The sequence below is a fragment of the Porphyromonas levii genome, assembly GCF_018206105.1.
GTDB lineage: Bacteria > Bacteroidota > Bacteroidia > Bacteroidales > Porphyromonadaceae > Porphyromonas_A > Porphyromonas_A levii.
This window is the reverse complement of the sequence record NZ_JADRGN010000095.1, coordinates 1-644: the sequence shown is the minus strand read 5'-3', so window position 1 is coordinate 644 and position 644 is coordinate 1. Positions and strand designations below refer to the sequence as shown.

2 protein-coding genes are annotated in these 644 nt (G+C 45.5%); both read right to left on the bottom strand.

Going from position 1 to position 644, the window contains the following annotated elements; all coding sequences use genetic code 11:
* Positions 1 to 435 (bottom strand): DUF3868 domain-containing protein (locus IX315_RS09640; protein ID WP_211837423.1); only part of this gene is annotated, 435 nt, incomplete at its 3' end.
* Positions 436 to 489: 54 nt separating this feature from the next.
* Positions 490 to 633, bottom strand: coding sequence for a DUF3575 domain-containing protein (locus IX315_RS09635; RefSeq protein WP_280527317.1), 144 nt, complete (start codon positions 631 to 633; stop codon positions 490 to 492).
* Positions 634 to 644 lie beyond the last annotated feature (11 nt).

The window sequence follows — 644 nt, the reverse complement described above, 5'->3', positions numbered from 1 at the left end:
CTCCACAAATACTAGCTCTGCCTCAGACATATAGCTCTCAAAAGGCATACGCTGACTATAGGTAATGGACTGCTTACTCCCATTTTTGCGCATAAAGTCCATCTTGGGATCCACCTGCCACTCGCGAGCAATGCCACTATCTGCCATACGATCTAGCACGATACTACGGGTGCGACCTGCCACTTGTACTGGAGGGAACATTTTGACCACCTCTCTAGCTCCCGGCATGCGTAGGGCTGGGGATAGCAGAAGCACATCATTGGAACGCATCTTAAGGTCGTCCAGACAAATATTCATATTCAGGGTGACATACTCGCCATTACGAGCCACATGTACATCCTCTACCTTTATCTGATTCATATACCCTCCCTGAGCCAGCAGCAACTGTGGCACAAACATCAGGAGAAACAATAGCGATGTTACGGTTTTATTCATCTCACTATGTATATCTATATATTATGTATTCTGTAATTAGATAAGTTAAACGTCTTAGAAAACGTAGATCAAAGAGAGGGTACCACGAGTCAAGCCCCAATAGTTATAGGCACCCTCACTTTGCTTTGTGCCACAATGAGCACATGGGAACTTCTCATACATCACACGTGCATAACCAGCACCCAAAGATGCCTCCATATTCCAATGGC